This is a genomic window from Pseudoalteromonas sp. SG45-1 (assembly GCF_014164135.1).
GTDB lineage: Bacteria > Pseudomonadota > Gammaproteobacteria > Enterobacterales > Alteromonadaceae > Pseudoalteromonas > Pseudoalteromonas distincta.
The window spans coordinates 145,423-163,054 of the sequence record NZ_JACJEP010000003.1 but is presented as its reverse complement, the minus strand read 5'-3'; the positions used below and the strand labels follow the sequence as shown (position 1 = coordinate 163,054).

13 protein-coding genes and 1 pseudogene are annotated in these 17,632 nt (G+C 39.1%); 6 read left to right on the top strand and 8 right to left on the bottom strand.

The features are described 5' to 3' along the window. Window positions 1–23: 23 nt before the first annotated feature. The 6 genes and pseudogenes from H5117_RS04505 (at window position 24) to H5117_RS04485 (ending at window position 6,414) form a co-directional block, all read left to right on the top strand. A complete protein-coding gene (locus H5117_RS04505) occupies window positions 24–1,199 on the top strand; it encodes a DegT/DnrJ/EryC1/StrS aminotransferase family protein (RefSeq protein WP_182736271.1) in 1,176 nt (391 codons plus the stop codon). Between the two features lie 204 nt (window positions 1,200–1,403). Then, the gene (locus tag H5117_RS04500; protein WP_182736270.1) at window positions 1,404–3,359 is read left to right on the top strand and encodes a nucleoside-diphosphate sugar epimerase/dehydratase; all 1,956 of its coding nucleotides are present in this window, start codon (window positions 1,404–1,406) and stop codon (window positions 3,357–3,359) included. 294 nt (window positions 3,360–3,653) lie between these two features. Beyond that, the gene (locus tag H5117_RS04495; RefSeq protein WP_182736269.1) at window positions 3,654–4,820 is read left to right on the top strand and encodes a nucleotide sugar dehydrogenase; all 1,167 of its coding nucleotides are present in this window, start codon (window positions 3,654–3,656) and stop codon (window positions 4,818–4,820) included. Window positions 4,821–4,925: 105 nt separating this feature from the next. Continuing rightward, window positions 4,926–5,114 carry a four helix bundle protein gene (locus H5117_RS20825; RefSeq protein WP_310735804.1) on the top strand — a complete coding sequence of 63 codons (189 nt, stop codon included), beginning with the start codon at window positions 4,926–4,928 and terminating at the stop codon, window positions 5,112–5,114. 43 nt (window positions 5,115–5,157) lie between these two features. After that, window positions 5,158–5,346 (top strand): annotated as a pseudogene (locus tag H5117_RS20630) (four helix bundle protein); the annotation flags it as partial. Between the two features lie 63 nt (window positions 5,347–5,409). After that, window positions 5,410–6,414, top strand: coding sequence for an NAD-dependent epimerase (locus H5117_RS04485; protein WP_182736268.1), 1,005 nt, complete (start codon window positions 5,410–5,412; stop codon window positions 6,412–6,414). Between the two features lie 284 nt (window positions 6,415–6,698). Here the strand turns inward: H5117_RS04485 and H5117_RS04480 are convergent, their stop codons facing one another. The 8 genes from H5117_RS04480 to lptD form a co-directional block, all read right to left on the bottom strand. Next, a complete protein-coding gene (locus tag H5117_RS04480; RefSeq protein ID WP_182736267.1) occupies window positions 6,699–8,141 on the bottom strand; it encodes a capsule assembly Wzi family protein in 1,443 nt (480 codons plus the stop codon). A 684-nt stretch (window positions 8,142–8,825) separates the two neighbouring features. Next, on the bottom strand, window positions 8,826–10,841 hold the full coding sequence (locus H5117_RS04475; protein WP_182736266.1) for a methyl-accepting chemotaxis protein: 2,016 nt from the start codon (window positions 10,839–10,841) through the stop codon (window positions 8,826–8,828). A gap of 137 nt (window positions 10,842–10,978) precedes the next feature. After that, complete coding sequence (locus H5117_RS04470) at window positions 10,979–11,797, bottom strand: symmetrical bis(5'-nucleosyl)-tetraphosphatase (RefSeq protein ID WP_182736265.1); 819 nt, start codon at window positions 11,795–11,797, stop codon at window positions 10,979–10,981. 8 nt (window positions 11,798–11,805) lie between these two features. Beyond that, complete coding sequence (gene apaG, locus H5117_RS04465) at window positions 11,806–12,195, bottom strand: Co2+/Mg2+ efflux protein ApaG (protein ID WP_002960839.1); 390 nt, start codon at window positions 12,193–12,195, stop codon at window positions 11,806–11,808. Next, the gene (gene rsmA, locus H5117_RS04460; RefSeq protein WP_002960838.1) at window positions 12,179–12,985 is read right to left on the bottom strand and encodes a 16S rRNA (adenine(1518)-N(6)/adenine(1519)-N(6))-dimethyltransferase RsmA; all 807 of its coding nucleotides are present in this window, start codon (window positions 12,983–12,985) and stop codon (window positions 12,179–12,181) included. The genes apaG and rsmA overlap by 17 nt, the downstream gene beginning before the upstream one ends. Further along, window positions 12,982–13,974, bottom strand: a complete 993-nt coding sequence (gene pdxA, locus H5117_RS04455; protein ID WP_024589800.1) for a 4-hydroxythreonine-4-phosphate dehydrogenase PdxA — start codon at window positions 13,972–13,974, stop codon at window positions 12,982–12,984. The genes rsmA and pdxA overlap by 4 nt, the downstream gene beginning before the upstream one ends. 2 nt (window positions 13,975–13,976) lie before the next feature. Beyond that, a complete protein-coding gene (gene surA / locus H5117_RS04450; protein ID WP_149602106.1) occupies window positions 13,977–15,272 on the bottom strand; it encodes a peptidylprolyl isomerase SurA in 1,296 nt (431 codons plus the stop codon). Between the two features lie 30 nt (window positions 15,273–15,302). Beyond that, window positions 15,303–17,555 (bottom strand): LPS assembly protein LptD, encoded by a 2,253-nt coding sequence (gene lptD, locus H5117_RS04445; protein ID WP_182736264.1) that lies wholly within the window; start codon window positions 17,553–17,555, stop codon window positions 15,303–15,305. Between the last annotated feature and the right edge of the window lie 77 nt (window positions 17,556–17,632).

Below are 17,632 nucleotides of genomic sequence, written 5' to 3'. Positions count from 1 at the left end.
TTTTTAAATCTTATAGGAATTGCATGTTAAATACCCCATTTTCCCCATGGCCTAGCTTTACACAAGAAGAAGCCGATGCAGTTAGCCGCGTTATTTTATCTAACAAAGTAAATTATTGGACGGGCACTGAAGGCCGTGAATTTGAAAAAGAATTTGCAGCATGGGCTGATAGTGAATATGCCATAGCGCTTGGTAATGGCACTTTAGCACTTGATTTAGCACTTAAAGCCTTAGATGTAGGCGCTGACGATGAAGTAATAACTACGCCTCGTACATTTTTAGCATCTGCGTCAAGCATTGTTACTGCGGGCGCAGCACCGGTATTTGCTGATGTTGATTTAAATAGCCAAGCAATTACAGCCGCTAGTATTAAAGCAGTACTTACACCGAAAACAAAAGCGGTTATTGTTGTGCATTTAGCAGGTATGCCTGCTGAAATGGACGAGATAATGTCATTGAGTAAAGAGCATGGTTTTTATGTGATAGAAGATTGTGCCCAAGCTCATGGTGCTAAATATAAAGGTAAGTCTGTTGGCAGTATTGGGCATGTTGGTGCATGGAGTTTTTGTCAAGATAAAATAATGACCACTGGCGGCGAAGGCGGCATGGTAACCACTAACTCAAAAGAGTTATGGTCAACTATGTGGAGCTATAAAGATCACGGTAAAAGCTTTGATGCTATTTATAACCGTGAGCACCCACCAGGATTTAGATGGTTGCACGAAAGCTTTGGCACCAACTGGCGCATGACTGAAATGCAAGCTGTGCTTGGTCGCATACAATTAACACGTATGAGTGATTGGACAGCAAAACGCCAAGCATATGGTGCTCAGCTAGACGAAGCCGCAAGAGGCTTTAGTAGTATTCGCTTAGTGACAGTGCCAGAGCATAGCGAGCACGCAGAATATAAACATTATATGTTTGTTAAACCTGAGCAATTAGCAAAAGGTTGGAACCGTGACCGTATTGTTAATGCGATTGTAGAGCGCGGTGTACCTTGTTTTCAGGGCAGTTGTTCTGAGGTGTATCTTGAAAAAGCATTTGACAACACACCATGGCGCCCAGAAAAACGTTTACCTAATGCTGTTGAACTAGGTGAAACGTCAATCATGTTTTTAGTACACCCAACGCTTACTGATGCCGAAATAGCCAAAACAACCCAAGTAATCGAAGAAGTCCTTAGTCTCGCAACAAAATAGGTTTGCATATAGTTAGTTAAATAAAATGCCCACTAACAAGTAAAGAGGTCGCTACGCTTTAGAAATTAAAGCGGTTTAGCGGCCTTTCATTTACTCTTGTTTGCTGCTTTTTATGTTGTATATTATTTTGGCTAATAGCTGAAGATTACTCGCCATAACTATTATTTGTGAAACCTAGCACCTTAATTATAAAAGGAACTGTCAGTGGATAGCTTTATACGCTCTATTTTAAATGCATCTCGTGCTAAAAAACGCCTTATTACTTTGTTTATCGATACGTTATTTATTGTAATCGCTTTTTGGTTAGCCCTTATTGTAAGGCTTGATAGCTTTGAACCACTGCAGCGTTTAGATAATTGGCTTTTATTAGCAGTGTTGATACCTGTAAGTTTATATACATTTATAAGTTTAGGTTTGTACCGTGCAGTACTTAGGTACATGAACTCTCAAGCCATTTGGGCAATAGTATTAGGTACAATTATAACTACAGTTAGTTTGGTTTTAATTGCCTTTTTGATAGGTACAGATATACCCCGTACTATGCCGTTTATATTTGCTTGGCTTTGTTTACTAACCGTAGGTGGTGCCCGTGTATTGGTGCGTGCAATTATAGGTAAAATGACTACGAATAAAAAAGAGTCTGTTATCATTTATGGAGCAGGCTCTGCAGGGCGACAACTAGCCACGGCTTTAGGTGCTGGCCCTGAGTATTTTGTTAGTGCATTTATTGACGACGATGCTACTAAACATGGCTCAATAATTCAGGGTATACCTGTCGTATGTTTTAAAGGTATTTATGAACTGATAAATAAACGTAAAGTTAGTAAAGTTTTATTAGCATTACCTAGCGCAACACGTGCCCGCCGTAAAGAAATACTAGCCCAATTAGAGCCATTAACAATTAAGGTACTTTCAATGCCAGGAATGGCTGATGTTGTAGAGGGCAAAGCTAAGCTTGCTGAAATAACAGAGGTAGGTGTTGAAGATTTACTAGGTCGAGATCCCGTAGCCCCTAAAATGGATTTAATGACGGCTAATATTACTAAAAAAGTGGTTATGGTAACTGGTGCAGGGGGTTCTATTGGCTCAGAGCTTTGTAGACAAATAGTTAAACTAAAACCTACTAAATTAATTTTATTTGAACAAAGTGAGTTTGCTTTATATTCAATAGAAAAAGAACTCAACGAGTATATTTGTAATAATGCTTTAGAATTAGAGTTAATTCCTATAATGGGTTCTGTTCAGCGCATTAACCGTCTTGAAACAGTAATGAAAACCTTTGGCGTGCATACCGTTTATCATGCAGCGGCTTATAAGCATGTACCGTTAGTTGAGCATAACGTTGTTGAAGGTGTACGTAATAATGTGTTTGGTACTTATTATAGCGCCAAAGCAGCAGTTAATGCTGGCGTAGAAAATTTTGTACTTATATCTACCGATAAAGCAGTTCGTCCTACTAATGTAATGGGGGCGACTAAACGTATGGCTGAATTAGTACTGCAGGGCTTAACGCAAGAGCAAGGTGTTAAGCACAAAACACGTTTTTGTATGGTGCGCTTCGGTAATGTACTTGGTTCGAGTGGCTCTGTTGTGCCGCTATTTCGCAGGCAAATAAAAGAGGGCGGCCCAATAACGCTCACACACCCAGATATAACACGCTTTTTTATGACTATTCCAGAAGCTGCTCAACTAGTAATACAAGCAGGCGCTATGGGTAAAGGTGGTGATGTATTTGTGCTTGATATGGGCGACCCCGTTAAAATTAAAGATCTTGCGACTAAAATGGTCCGACTTTCTGGTTTTGAAGTTAAAAGCGACACTAATCCACATGGTGATATCGAGATTAAGTGTACGGGCTTGCGCCCTGGCGAAAAGCTCTACGAAGAACTATTAATTGGTAATAACGTAGGTGAAACAACACACGAGCGCATAATGACAGCCACTGAAGTTATGCTGCCGTTAGCAGAGCTTAACGTGTTTATAGAAGCGTTAGATATTGCGTGTCATAACTTTGATCATGAAACAATCCGTCAATTGCTGTTAGATGCACCCACTGGTTTTAACCCAACTGATGGTATATGTGATTTAGTTTGGAATGCTAAGGCTAAAAAGTTAGTTGAGGATGTCGCAAAAGGTAATATAGTTAACATAAACAGTTAATAATATAAACAGTACAAGTGCGAAATAAGCCCCATCTAAAGTTTACGTATTTTGTAGGTGAGGTTTTATACCTCGCTTTTAATGAGGTTAAATAACATAAGAATGAGGAAATTAGCATCTACTACTTGGTGTATATTTCAATATGTTCATCCTGCTCTTACTTATATTATTCTGCAAAAAATATTTAGTAATACATTCGATATTACATTCTAGCTAAAGTCTTTTAGCTAGAGCCTAATTTATAACTCTGATAGAATCATTTTATTACTTATTAACTAACCTTAAAGGATTAATATGAAAATTGCCGTAGTAGGTACAGGCTATGTAGGCCTTTCTAACGCTATGTTGCTAGCACAACACAATGAAGTGGTTGCATTAGATATAGACGAACAAAAAATAGCGCTATTGAATGATAAAAAATCTCCAATAGTTGATACCGAAATTAGTGAGTTTTTAACTCGCAGCGACTTAAATTTTACAGCGACTACCGACAAAGTAGCAGCCTATAAAAATGCAGATTTTGTAATTATTGCCACACCCACTGATTACGATGTTGAAAATAACTACTTTAATACAAACTCTGTAGAGGCTGTAATTAAAGATGCCACAGCGCATAACCCAAATGCAGTTATGGTCATTAAATCGACGGTACCTGTTAGCTTTACGCAAGGTATAAAAGAAAAACTCGGCATTAATAACTTAATATTTTCGCCAGAATTTTTACGTGAAGGCAAAGCGCTACACGATAACTTATACCCATCACGTATTGTTGTTGGTGAGCAAAGTGAGCGCGCAACTGTGTTTGCAAGCTTACTTAAGCAAGGCGCTATCAAAGAAGATATTGAAGTACTTTTTACCGACTCAACAGAAGCCGAAGCTATTAAGTTATTTTCTAACACTTATTTAGCAATGCGTGTCGCTTATTTTAATGAGCTTGATAGCTACGCTGAAGCACATGGCTTAAACTCTAAGCAAATTATACAGGGTGTTAGCTTAGACCCTCGCATTGGTAGCCATTACAACAATCCATCGTTTGGTTACGGTGGTTACTGTTTGCCAAAAGACACTAAGCAACTGCGTGCAAATTATGCAAATGTACCTAATAACATTATAGGTGCAATTGTTGATGCTAATACGACACGTAAAGACTTTATTGCAGACTCAATAATAAAGCGCAGCCCTAAAGTGGTTGGTGTGTATCGTTTAGTAATGAAAACTGGGTCTGATAACTTTAGAGCCTCTGCCATCCAAGGCATTATGAAGCGCATTAAAGCTAAAGGTATTGAGGTAGTAGTTTACGAACCAGTACTAGAAGAAAGCGAATTTTACCACTCTCGCGTAATTAAAGACCTAAATGAATTTAAGCAAATATCTGACGTTGTTGTGTCTAACCGCATGGTTGAAGAGCTCAGTGATATTGCTGACAAAGTCTATACTCGCGACTTATTTGGTAGCGATTAATAAACAAAGTTTAAAGGCTAAAGATTAAAGGTTAAAGATTAAAGATTGAAGATTAAAGACTAAGTTATAAGTTAAAAACTTAAGCAGATTTATATTGGGGGCGTTGTGCAGTTTGAGAACTTAAATGTATGGCAACGCTCTGCCGATTTAGCTTGTGAAGTTTTTATTTATTTTAAGGCAAGTAAGCAATTTGGTTTAAAAGATCAAATTACACGCTCTGCATTATCAATTTCATCAAATATTGCTGACAAAATTGCAGGAGCAAATTTTGAACGCACTTGTGCGGCCTCGTAGAGGTGAGATGAAGGGATTCATCGAATAACGTTATGAGAGAAAGACAGCTAAAGATTACTGCCGTTTTCTCTCTTACTCTAAAGGTAGTTGTGGTGAGCTTCGCTCACAAATATATATTGCCTTAAAAATTGGAGAGGTTGATACAAAAACAGCAGAAATCTGGATAGAAGAGTCTAGGCAGTTATCAAAAATGATATCTGCCTTAATGAAAACTATTGAAACTTGGGATTAGGCTTTTAGTCTTCAACTTTCAACTTTCAACTTTCAACTTTATCAGCTTAAAAATTAGGAAATTATGAAATATTTAGTAACGGGTGCTGCTGGTTTTATTGGCGCGGCAACATGCCAAAAATTGTTAGCGGCTGGCCATGTAGTAGTCGGCATTGATAACCTTAATGACTATTACGATGTAAATTTAAAACTAGCTCGTTTAGCGCAGTTTGAAAGCCATGAAGCATTCACATTAATTAAGCTTGATATAAGTGAACGCCCAGCAATGAGCGAGCTATTTAAAATACAGCAGTTTGATAAAGTAATACATTTGGCAGCGCAAGCAGGTGTTAGGTATTCAATAGAAAACCCTGATGCTTATGCTGATTCTAATTTAGTAGGGCATTTAAATGTACTTGAAGGGTGTCGTAATAATAAAGTTAAGCACTTGGTTTATGCTTCATCTAGCTCTGTATATGGCTTAAACGAAAAAACACCATTTGAAACGACTGATAGTGTTGATCACCCAGTGTCGTTTTATGCTGCTACTAAAAAAGCGAATGAGCTAATGGCGCATAGCTATTCTCATTTATATAGCTTACCTACAACAGGCTTACGCTTTTTTACCGTTTATGGCCCTTGGGGTCGTCCAGATATGGCACCATATATTTTTACTAAAAAAATACTTGCCGGCGACACTATTGATATAAACAACAATGGCGATATGTGGCGTGACTTTACTTACATTGATGACATAGTCGAAGGCGTTGTTCGTGCTGCTGATGTTATACCTGTTGCAAATCCTGATTGGAGGGTTGAAACAGGTTCGCCAGCTTCTAGCTCTGCTCCGTATGCGGTTTATAATATTGGTCACGGTAGCCCAATAAACCTAATGAAGTTTATTGAAGCCATTGAGGCTGAATTAGGCACTGAAGCTAAAAAGAACTTCCGTGAAATGCAAGCCGGCGATGTTTATAAAACTTACGCTGATACTACAGATTTATTTAATGCAACAGGCTACAAAGCGCAGGTTGGTGTTAAGCAAGGTGTGAGTGAGCTTATTAAGTGGTATAAAGACTTTTATAAATAAAGGTTACAACTTGTAAGTCATTTAAAAACACTGTTTCAATTTGAGACAGTGTTTTTTTTTGCTTAAATAAAGTTAAGTGAGATAAGCGCGAAGTAAATTCGCATCTACAGTGTGTACATATTTTGTAGGTGAGGTTTTATACCTCGCTTTTGGTAAAGTTAGGTTAGATGAGTGCGAAGTAAATTCGCACCTACAGGGGGCATATATTGTAGGTGAGGTTTTATACCTCGCTTTTGGTAAAGTTAGGTTAAATAAGCGCGAAGTAAATTCGCACCTATAGGGTATTAAAAATTAGCAAATACACCTAACCTAGCAAATGTTTCCCCGTATACATCCTTTCCTTGATACAGTTCAGCTCCCCAACTTTTTGCGCCCATTATTGGTTTACTCAACTTATGCGTGTATGCCGTTTGTAGTTCGTAACTTGTTTTATAACTATCGCTCTTATTTTCAAGCATGCGAATAGTGGTATTTAAGCTTTCTATATTATTTAATTGCCAATGCCAATTTACGCTCATAGATTTAGCTGGAGTGTAGTCTGTGTAGTCGTGCTCATCACCCGCCCAGTGGCCAATTACATTGCCAGAATTACGGTTACCATCTAAGTAAATGCTATTCTTGTACCAGCCTTTTTGCCAGTTACTGTGCTCAAAACGTAAGCTGTGGTTGTTAGCAATAAAAGGTAAATAAATACCAAAGCTATATGCATTATTGCGAGAGCCACCTAATGTGTCTTCAAGTGCTACTTCACCGTATAACTCATAAGGCAGTGCATAAATACTGTTATTATAAGCAAAAGTAATTGAGCCTAGTTGATCCCCAAGCTCAAAGTCTGCATCAACTTCATCCGCATCAGAGCGAGTTATATTATCTTTGCTCCCAGGAGTAAAAAAACCTTCAGCAAAGTCTTTTAAAGTAACTGTTCGGGGGCCTCCGCCAAACTGCATTAAACGGCTTAAGCCTATTGTTAAATTATCGGTTGCAGCAAAACTCGTATGTAAACCAAATAAGTAAGGCTTACCTGGTTTGTACTCGCGAATAACGCCTGTCTGCTTAGTGCTTTCAAGAATTCCACGTTGCTCTGTCATTTTACTAATAAACATATCGTAACGAATATTAAAGCTGGTTATTGGCTCTACATTACTAAGCGTTATAGAAGGCGTTGTTTTAGCTTGTGTACTTAATAGCATGGCACTGTCGTTAAATGGTGAGTACCAATGCTCTCGGTAACCTACATCTAACTGCGCGTATTTATTACCAAGGTAAAAAAAGCTTTGTGTAGGTAATATTTCGTCTTCGTTGGCTATGCCTACAACACTTACACCAAAGTAACGCCCGAAGTTAGCGTAAGCGCCGCCTTCAACAATTAAGTTGGTTTTAGTAGTTTGGCCGCGTTGGTTAGGCAGTGTTTTATCTTTTGTGCCAGCAGCAAGTGTTACTTTTGCAAATGTGCCCGCATCGCTTTGAATATAGGGGCTAAGTTGGTACGAAAGTGTTTGATATAGTTCTGGGTATGTATGCCTTACTGTTTGCAGTACTCTATAAATATCGTGAGCTTTATAAGGCTTGCTCATAATATGGGTGTTTTTACTTACGGCTAAAAGTCGTTGTACTTGGTGCTCAAGTTCTGGGGCTTGATTTAAAGGTAAGTAAGGAGACACGCCACCTTTAGCAACAGCATTTGCACTGATTGCCATCCCGATAAACAGTGATATTTTTTTGAGCATAATTATTCCGTTAGCAAAAATTTGTTTAAGTAAAAACGTTAACGCGAGGTTAGCAATAAACGCCTAAGTAAGGAAGAAAAAAGCGATATATTAGTGGGGATATATAGGAGCAAGCTATCATTCGCGAGTGATAGACTATTCGTTAAATTCGAGCGCATTCTTGCATGTAGTGTTTTGCTATAAAGCAGGCGGTGAACGCATTTAATAAGTTATACCTACAAAAAATAGATTTATAAGTTATTTATTCACAAAGAGGTTAAGAGGGCGCTGCGCTTTAGAGAAGTAAAAATACATAATTACTATTGTTTTAATGTTTTCTCATTTACTCCTCTTTTGCTTCTCTTTGTGCAATAGGGTTTTAAGTAATTTATTCACAACAAAGAGGCTAAGAGGGCGCTTCGCTTTAGAGAAGTAAAAATACATAATTACTATTATTTTAATGTCTTCTCATTTACTTCTCTTTGTGCAATAGGGTTTTAAGTAATTTATTCACAAAGAGGTTAAGAGGGCGCTGCACTTTAGTGAAGGCAAAAGTAGGTAATATAAATGTTTAAAATTGCGTTTTTACGTGAGTAAGAGCGGCGCTTACCGGTAAGGTTTTATACCTCACTTTAAAGCCTTAATAAACAAAAAAAACCGATGGTGCATAGTACCATCGGGGTTTTTTTAATCGTTTTAGTAAACTTAAACTTTAAATTCGTCTACCGACAAGCGAAGTTCTTCAGCAAGTTTTGCTACTTCTGAACTTGAGATATTAGTTTGGTTTGCGCCTTCGGCTGTTTGCTCTGCAATGGCTACAATCGACTCAAGGCGTTCGCTAATTTCTTGTGCTACTTGTTGTTGCTCAAGTGCTGCAGTCGAAATTTCTTCACTTACGTCGTGGGCTTGCGAAACCGCAAATGTAATCGAATCAAGTGCGCTACTTGCTAGGTCGGTTTGCTCAACACACGATACCGCACGTTGCTTACCTTTGCTCATTGCCGTTACGGCAGCTTCAGCGCCTGTTTGTAGCGATTCAATCATTGATTGTATCTCTTGGGTTGACTCTTGAGTTTTACTTGCTAGAGAGCGTACTTCATCAGCTACAACAGCAAAGCCTCGGCCATATTCACCAGCTCGCGCAGCTTCAATTGCGGCATTTAGTGCAAGTAGGTTAGTTTGATCCGCTATTCCGCGTATTACATCTAAAATGCTGCCTATTGATGCGCTATCTTGATGCAGTTTATTAATGACTTGTGAGGCGTCGTCTACTTCACGTGCTAGCTGTTCAATCGTAGCTTTATTGTTATTCGAAATACCTTTAACGCGTTCAGCTTCTTTATCAGCATTTTTAATTTCGCTAAGCGCTTGTTGAGCGCTGTTACTAACTGTTTGCGATGTACTGCTCATTTCGGTTGTTGCAGTAGCTGCTTGTTCAACTTGTGCTTGCTGGTTACGAATTGCTTGGCTTGATTCTGAGGTAATGGCCGATGTTTGCTCTGATGCTGCTGCAAGCTGAGTAGAGCGCGAAATAATACCTTTAATTAGGCTGCGTAGGCTGTCAATTAGTGTATTACAACTTTTAGATAGTTCGCCAAACTCGTCTTTAGCGCTGTCATCTAAACGTTGTGTCATGTCGCCACTGGCAACAATATCTAAAATGCGATTAACTTCGGCAAGTGGTTTAGTAATACGGCTAACAGTAATAATGGCAATCACAATTGCTAAAAGAGTGGCTATAACCATGCCAACCCACGTCCATAAATTAGCTGAGTCTACATCGCTGCGCACACCTTGTTGCAATTTAAACGCAACGTCACTCGCTTGATTAACTAGCTCGTCAATTTGGTTAAGTGCCATTTTGGTGGCTTGCTCTGACTGTGCAAGCTCTGATTGCGTAAGCGTAATCGAATCAATTAAACGTTTTTTGTTTGCTGCTAAGCTGTTACTGCCCTTTATGTTATTTTCTAAAATATCAACATATTCTTTTAGGCTTGAATATAAGTCGCTATGCGTTTGCTCTATTGCTGGCTTAATTAAATCAACGGTGCGTACTACTTCTTCAAGGTAATACGTTTGCTCGTTTTTAACAATATCGAGAGTGTTAAGCGTTTTAACAGTTAGCATGTCGGTGCTGTTACTAACTACCGACATAAAGTTGTTTTCTAAATTATTTGCAGCTTGATAAGCGCGAGGGTGGTTTTGTTCAAATCCGTCAATGTCGATAATATCGAGTACAACAGAGTTAGCATCTTCTGCACTTAGTTCTATGTTTTCTAATTGTGCTTTTAATGCTTTATTTAATGCTAGTTGCTTGCCTTTATCTGCTAATAAATTTTCAACGGTGCTTAAAAAGCTTAAATAAGTTTTTTCTACATTTTGGCTGCTTTGATTAAGTGCAGCATCGTTTTTTACTACGTCTTGAAGTTCACGGTGCAGCGTGTTGAATTGCTGTTTTTGCTCAAGGACTTGTGCTTTTATTGGCGCAAGCTCATTGGCTGATGTCGTGTAAAAGCTCGCTTGTGCGGCTTTACTCATTAAAATAAATTCAGCTTGTAGCTCAGAGCTTTTATTTAATGCTGGGAGTGATAGTTGGTTCACTTTTTGAGTGGAACGGTCAATATTTGCAATTTTTATTAAGGAATTACCACCAATTATTAATAATAATAGTGTGATAAATATAAAACCACCCCAAATACGCTGGCTTACTGTCAGGTTCATAAGATTTCCACTCAAAAAGTACTTCAATTAAGACTTATCGGCGTTTGTACCAATAAGTTAAGTAATTAAAATCAATTACTTTAATTAATTTTAACTATTAATTGATAAATCTAACAGATGTATTGTTTTTTTTCAGTTTATTTAGACGAAAGGTGGGAATTTTCTACAATTACTTTTTTAGTACTCAGCTCCATTAGGCTCATGGTGTTACCCCATACGCAGCCTGTATCTAGGGCGTGAACCCGTGAATTACCTGTTCTACCTTCAAGTGCGGCCCAGTGGCCAAAAATAATATCGTGTTTAGATTTAGCTATATTGGGGTGGTTAAACCAAGGCGTGAGAGTTTCGCTGTCGGTTATTGCACCCTTTGCATTAAGCTCGAGTTTGTTATCACTTGTTAAAAAACGCATGCGGGTAAAGTAATTAACTATGTATCTAAACTTTGCAAAGTCATCAAGGGTGTTAGACCACCTAGCGGGGTGAGCCTGGTACATGTGTTCAAAAAACGCTTTTGCGTTACTTGATTGATAACAGCTTTGTGCAAATTGAGCTTGTTTTAGCGCATCTTCAACAGACCAATCAGGGTTTAACCCCGCGTGAGATATAAAGCAGTTATGTTTTATAAGCTCTAATGCCAATGGCTGGGTTTGTAAAAAAGCGATGTAGTTAGCCAATTTAGGGCTTTCAAATATTGGGTTTAATTTATCTTTTGGATTAGTGGGTTTGTTAAGAAAGTAGCAGGCAACCATGTGAAGGTCGTGATTGCCTAAAGTAATGGTCATGCTATTTTGATGTTGGTAAATATAGTCTAAGCAGGCTAGGGAGTCAGGCCCGCGAGCAACTATGTCGCCAACTAAATATAGGTGATCTTTACTTGGGTTAAAATCAACCCGTTGTAAAAGGGTGTTAAATTCACTAAAACACCCTTGTAAATCACCTATCGCATAATCTGCCATCTAAGTGCTTAATGCAAAATGTTAGGGCAAGCCAAACGAAACACATTAATAGGCGCCTGAAACTCAGAGCCAAACTCGTTGCGTAACGTGTAATGGCCTTGCATAGTGCCTACAGGTGTATCTAAAATTGCACCGCTGGTGTATTTATAGCTTTCGCCTGGGCCAATATCTGGCATTTCGCCAACAACGCCTTCGCCTTCAACTTCTACTTGTTTGCCATTTGCATCGGTAATTAACCAATAGCGGCTCAGTAATTTTGCACTGCATAAACTATGGTTTTTAATTGTTACCGAGTAAGCAAATACGTATTTTTCAAGCTCAGGTTGAGATTGGCCTTCTACGTAAAATGTTTCTACAGATACCTTTACAGGCGATCCAATGTTACTGCTTGTTGTCATAAATCCAGTTAGCTATATCAATAAATTGTTGTAAAGATAAGCGCTCAGCACGCAGCGTTATATCAATGCCAATGCTAGTTAGTTCTTCTGCGGTAAGTAAATTACCTAAACTATTACGTAGCGTTTTGCGGCGCTGGTTAAATGCTTCTAAACACACGGTGTTTAAAATTTTAACGCTTTTTGCTGTACGTTGCTCTGGCTTTTTAGGTATTAAACGAATAACAGCAGAGTCAACTTTTGGCGCTGGTTTAAAGCACTCAGGTGGTACTTCAACAACCGGCATTGCATTACAGTAGTATTGAGTCATTACGCTTAAGCGGCCAAATGTTTTACTACCTGGGCCTGCTACCATGCGTTTTACTACTTCTTTTTGAAGCATAAAGTGCATGTGCTCAATATGATCTGAAAATTCAAAAAGGTGAAACAATAACGGTGTCGAAATATTGTAAGGTAAGTTACCAAACACTTTTAATTTTTTGTCATCGCGAACCAAGCTTGCAAAGTCAAACGTCATTGCATCGCCTTGGTTAACGGTTAATTTAGGACCCAAAAATGGGTGTTCAATTAATCGTTGTGCTAAGTCTTTATCTAATTCAACAACCGTTAAATGGCCGCTTAAGTCGGCTACTGGCTCAGTAATTGCGCCAAGGCCGGGGCCAATTTCTACTAAGTTGTCTTCTGGTTTAGGATCAATCGCAGAGACTATTTTATCGATGATAGATTCATCAAATAAAAAGTTTTGCCCAAAACGCTTACGAGCGCGGTGTCCTAAATGTACTTTATCGGTCATTGATTTTGTGCTTTTTCTTGGGCGAGCTTAATTGCTTCGCGGATCGCTAATTCAAAACTGCCAACGTCAGCTGTACCAGTCCCTGCTAAATCGAGAGCAGTACCGTGGTCAACTGAGGTGCGGATAAATGGTAAGCCAAGGGTAATATTTACCGATTTACCAAATCCTTTGTATTTTAGCACAGGTAATCCCTGATCGTGATACATAGCAAGTACTGCATCTGCTTCAGATAGGTATTTATGTTGAAATAAGGTATCGGCCGGTAGTGGGCCAATTAAATTCATCCCTTCGCTTCTAAGTATTTCAAGCGTTGGGGTGATTGTTTCTATTTCTTCACGGCCTAAATGGCCATCTTCACCTGCATGTGGGTTTAAGCCACACACTAAAATACGTGGTTTTTCTATCCCAAACTTAGTTTGTAAGTCGTGATTTAAAATACCCGCTACTTTAGTTAAGCGCTCAGGAGTAATGGCACGCGACACATACGCAAGTGGAATATGCGTGGTTACAAGTGCAACGCGTAAACCTTCAGTTGCAAGCATCATAACCACATCTGCAGTATTTGATTGCTGCGCAAAATACTCAGTGTGTCCGCTAAATGAAATGCCCGCTTTGTTAATAATGCCTTTGTGAACAGGGCCCGTAACAACCGCATCGAACGTGCCATCCATGTTTTTTTCGCTTGCTATACGCAAGGTATCTAACACGTATTGGCCGTTACCGTCGTTTAGTACGCCAAGCTCTACATCCGCACCTAAATCAACCTGATGAATATACAAACTGCCCGCAGGTGCTGCTATGGCGGGGGCATTATCATCAAATTCAATTAAATTTATTGTTAAGCCTAAATGCTTTGCACGCTCTTTTAATAGTTTGCCATCAGCAATCGCTATAAGTTGAGCGTCCCACGCTTGCTGAGCAAGCGTGAGTAGCAAATCTGGGCCAATACCGGCTGGTTCACCCGGTGTAATAGCAATTCTTAGAGTCATATTTATTGGTCTATAGGGAAAATTTCAACGTGAGCTTGCTCGCGCATTTCTTGCTGCCAGTTAAAACTTTCTTCCTTAAATTTACGGTTAAACAACATGCCATGAGCACGGTTACGTTTAGCTAGTTCAGTTTTATCAGCTACACGTTTGCCAAGTAACTGCACAATATGCCAACCAAACTGTGTTCTAAACGGTTCGCTTATTTCATTTTCTTTAAGAGAAAGTAATGTATCTTTAAACGCAGGTACGTAGGTAGTTGGATCTGTCCAATCGTACTCGCCACCTTTAAGTGCAGAGCCAGGATCTTCTGAGTACTCTTTAGCAAGTTCACCAAAGTCGGCTGTTCCTGCACGTAAGTCTTTCGCAAAGCCTGCAAGCATTGAGCGTGCTTTTTCTTCACTTAAAATAATTGAAGGTTTAATAAGTATATGGCGTGAACGTACTTCAGTTGTTTCTACAACTTGTAGACCACGAACGTCTTGTACTTTAATGATATGAAAACCAGCACCAGAGCGAAGTGGGCCAACAATAGCGCCTTTCTTTTGGCCTTTTACTGCTTCAGCAAAAAGCGATGGCATTTCGTTAATGCCCATGTAACCAAGTTGCCCACCTTCAAGTGCTTTAGAGCCGCTTGATGATGAAATAGCAATACGCTTAAACTCTTGGCCATCGTTTAATAGCTCAATAACTTTATCTGCACGTGTTTTTGCATCAGCAATTTCGTCAGCTGTCGCATCGTTAGGGATATCTATTAAAATATGACCAATGTCGTACTCTTCAGCACTTTGACCTTGGGTTTCCATAATTTTTAAAAGGTTATCAACTTCTTGTTCGCTAATATAAATACGACGATCAACACTTGCACGTGTTACTTGCTGCGTTGTGATTTCTTTACGAATTTCTTCACGGTAAGCTTGAAAGCTTTCGCCCGAACCTTCAATAGTGCGGCGTAAGTCGGCGATTGTTCCGCCTTGCTCTTTTGCCATGTTAGCGAGAGTTTGATCGAGTTGGCTGTCTGAGATTTGTAACCCCATACGATCAGCCATTTGCATCATAAGCGCTTGATTAACTAAACGCTCTACAGCTTGTACACGAAGTGTTTCATCTTTTGGTAATTGCTGGCCTTGTTCTTGTGCTTGCTTTTTAACACGATCAATTATGGTGTCTACTTCGCTTTTTAAAATTACGCCTTGGTTTACAACGCCAATAACTTTATCTATTTCTACTGGTGCAGCCATTACACTTTGACAAAGGCTGGCACTTAAAACTGCTGATGTTAATAATTTTTTTAAATTCATATTCTTTTTACTACTCTTGCTGATAGTACTCTAGTTACTAAGAAAATACGGTCTACGATAGCCAAAAATACCTTGTTGTAATAATTTTTGTGCATCATAACGGCTTTTACTGCCAAGTCCTTTTAATACAAAATTCAAACTAATACCTGAATCAAAAGTTGCTTGTTCTTGTCCTATTGACTGATTTAAATCAGTTTCAATTTGGCGATGGCCAGTAATTTGGATAGCCCAACAGCATGATTCATACTGTAATCCGCTCAATACTTCGATACTTCTGTTGTTTTCAAGATCTCGATGATAGCTCGCAATAAATTGCCATTCGTCGCTAATAGGAATACTTGTAAATACACCTGCTTGCTCGATTGTATTTCCTGAGACATCATTTGCATAGCGATGGTTCAATTGTACTAGCTGATTATTATCACCTTTATAATCAAGCGTTACATTTGACTGTACCATTTGCTTGCCATCTGTATCATATTGAATACCTCCAGCGAGGTACCAACGGCGGTGCCAATGTAACATGGTTTGAGCTGCAAATAGTGCATTATAATTAGTGTCTGAGTTTAAGCCTTGCTCTGTTGGCTTGGCATCGTCACTTAAATAAAATATTTGGCCCGCACTAAAGTTAAACACTTCTTCTTGTTTTTTATCAAATAAGCGCGTTGTAGCACCTAAAGTAAACTGATTAGCAGCTGCTATACGGTCAACACCCGAAAAGCGCACGTCTCTAAATAAACCATAATAATCATCTTGCAGTTTGGTTGTATCAAACAAGCCAATATCTGACTGATCTTTATTAGGTGTATATAAATACTGAATTTGCGGTTCTAGTGTTTGTATACCATCTTCAAAAAAGTAAGATGCGTCACGCTCAAAATTAAGCTGAGAGTACAAACGTACTTTTGGGATAGTACGCGATACAGTATCGCTGTATTGCGTGCCGGTTAAGTTTCCGCTTTGCTTATAATTAGTTTGTAATAAGCTTACTTCAGACAAAAATGACCACGCATGCGTAGCGTAGTTGTAGCGTGCTTTTGGCTCTACGTGTACACGAGTTGCGCTGTCTATGGCCACTTCTGATGAATCATTAGTAAAATGACTAATCTCGCCCGACACACTAAAGTCAAAATTATCAAAACGCCAAGGCGCTGTTTGCGTAAAATTAACTTGCGGTATAGCAGTGTAAGACTCTAAGTGATCGCCCAGTACTTCAAAGTTTTGTACTTTAATATCGGTGCGCCATGTTTCACCCAAATGAGTAAGTGAACCGGTACGATACAACTGAGTATCGGTTTTACTTGCGTAATTTGAGCTTAAATCGGTGATGTAGTTATCATCGCTTACATTGGTTACATCAACGTTTGCGCGCCAGTTTTCACCTAGGTAGCTTTGTTGTTGCCAATGAAACATGTAGCGTTCATTCAAATCTGGCTCAGAATCATCACTATCTAAGTATTCAATCCCTATTAAGCCTTCGTGTTGCTCTGTTAGGTATCTAAATTCGGTTTGTAATTGCAGCCCTTTGTTAGACATATAACGAGGCGTAATAGTGGCATCAAAATTAGGTGCAATATTTAAATAGTACGGCGTAATTGTTTCAAGACCGTATTTGTCAGAGCTTGAAATAGTCGGGGTAAGTAAACCTGATTTACGGCGTTCATCCAGCGGAAATGTAAAATAAGGTAAATACAAAACCGGTGTATCGAGAATGCGTAATACGGCGTTATATGTTTCGCCCCAGCCTTCTTCGCGTGAAAGGTTTATTTCGTCAGCTTCAATTTCCCACACTGGAGTGTCACTTGGGCAAGTAGTAAAGCTTGCATTCATGAGTAATAGGCCAGACTGATTAACAGTGAGCTTTTCAGCGCCGCCTTTACCTTGTTGTTCGGTTAGGCTGTAGTCGGCGCCTAACAAACTGACTTCTGAATTATTTAAATCGGCATTTAATCCGGTGCTGTTTACTTTACTTACGTAGTCTTGATAAGTAATTGGCCCCGTTGCATTTAATAAACCACGCTGTTTGTCTATCAACGCAGTTTGTGCGGACAAACTCATCTTAAGGGTGTTAATATCAACATTGCCGGTAAATTCAGCGCTTTGAGTGCCAAGTAGCTCAACATCATCAGCTTGGATATCAACTTCACCAAGGTTAAGGCCTTCAAGTGGTTGCCAAGCTCTGGTTTGCATTGAAATGCCACAAAGGTTGTGTGCCAGTTCAGTTTCGGCAAGCGATGGTGCGCTAACTACGCTTAGCATCAATATGCCCCAGGTTTTGCTCATTTATCGACCTTAATACTTTGTGTTTAATATAATATACACATAATAAAGGAAAATAATGGCAATTACAGTAATTGACC

Excerpts from the sequence above, each read along its gene's own strand:
- H5117_RS04505 (WP_182736271.1), top strand. The coding sequence starts at position 24 with ATGTTAAATACCCCATTTTCCCCATGGCCTAGCTTTACACAAGAAGAA.
- H5117_RS04495 (WP_182736269.1), top strand. The coding sequence starts at position 3,654 with ATGAAAATTGCCGTAGTAGGTACAGGCTATGTAGGCCTTTCTAACGCT.
- H5117_RS04485 (WP_182736268.1), top strand. The coding sequence starts at position 5,410 with ATGAAATATTTAGTAACGGGTGCTGCTGGTTTTATTGGCGCGGCAACA.
- H5117_RS04480 (WP_182736267.1), bottom strand. The coding sequence starts at position 8,141 with ATGCTCAAAAAAATATCACTGTTTATCGGGATGGCAATCAGTGCAAAT.
- H5117_RS04475 (WP_182736266.1), bottom strand. The coding sequence starts at position 10,841 with ATGAACCTGACAGTAAGCCAGCGTATTTGGGGTGGTTTTATATTTATC.
- H5117_RS04470 (WP_182736265.1), bottom strand. The coding sequence starts at position 11,797 with ATGGCAGATTATGCGATAGGTGATTTACAAGGGTGTTTTAGTGAATTT.
- apaG (WP_002960839.1), bottom strand. The coding sequence starts at position 12,195 with ATGACAACAAGCAGTAACATTGGATCGCCTGTAAAGGTATCTGTAGAA.
- rsmA (WP_002960838.1), bottom strand. The coding sequence starts at position 12,985 with ATGACCGATAAAGTACATTTAGGACACCGCGCTCGTAAGCGTTTTGGG.
- pdxA (WP_024589800.1), bottom strand. The coding sequence starts at position 13,974 with ATGACTCTAAGAATTGCTATTACACCGGGTGAACCAGCCGGTATTGGC.
- surA (WP_149602106.1), bottom strand. The coding sequence starts at position 15,272 with ATGAATTTAAAAAAATTATTAACATCAGCAGTTTTAAGTGCCAGCCTT.
- lptD (WP_182736264.1), bottom strand. The coding sequence starts at position 17,555 with ATGAGCAAAACCTGGGGCATATTGATGCTAAGCGTAGTTAGCGCACCA.